A 624-nucleotide genomic window follows, 5' to 3' on the forward strand; every position below is an offset into this window, starting at 1 on the left:
TCATACCACGCAATCGCGCGTGCAAGGCAGTAAGCTCAAATCGCACAATAGTATTACGGTAGCAAGCCTATTCAAAGATGCGCCGCCTGAGTTTTTGCGTATGATTGTCGTGCATGAGCTCGCTCATTTTAAAGAGCATGACCATAACAAAGCGTTTTATCAACTGTGCTGTCATATGGAGCCTGAATATCACCAGCTCGAATTAGATATGCGCTTATGGTTGCACTGGCAAGAGCGGTGATTGGACAGAAATATACAGTCGAGACATCTCTTTGCCATCGTCTGAAAACTCTCAACGTTATCGCTAACCGTGCTAAGCTTGCCTGTACTAAAAATTTAACTGCCAAATCATAAATTGAGACACAGTTTTTTTGTTATCTCACGAAAAATAGAGAAAAAAATGATCAACACCAAAATATATAAAGCCATTTATACCTTAGCCGAAGAATTGCTAGAGGCCGATCGTCGCGGCGACCAAGCAAAATTTGATGCGCTTTATGCGGAACTAAAAGCCATCTGTACCGATAACGAAAATACCGATAAAGATCATCCAGAACAGTGGGAGACACTTGCTGATTTAACAGAGGATTTGGATGAAGCATTGGTGATTTATGATAAAGCGTT

1 protein-coding gene and 1 pseudogene are annotated in these 624 nt (G+C 41.3%); both read left to right on the forward strand.

Going from position 1 to position 624, the window contains the following annotated elements; translation table 11 throughout:
• The coding region (locus ACS8FC_RS18785; protein WP_439297905.1) for a M48 metallopeptidase family protein at nucleotides 1-241 on the forward strand (241 nt) is incomplete at its 5' end.
• A gap of 159 nt (nucleotides 242-400) precedes the next feature.
• Nucleotides 401-624, forward strand: a pseudogene (locus tag ACS8FC_RS18790) (tetratricopeptide repeat protein); the annotation flags it as partial.

This window comes from Psychrobacter sp. 1Y4 (genome assembly GCF_051847555.1).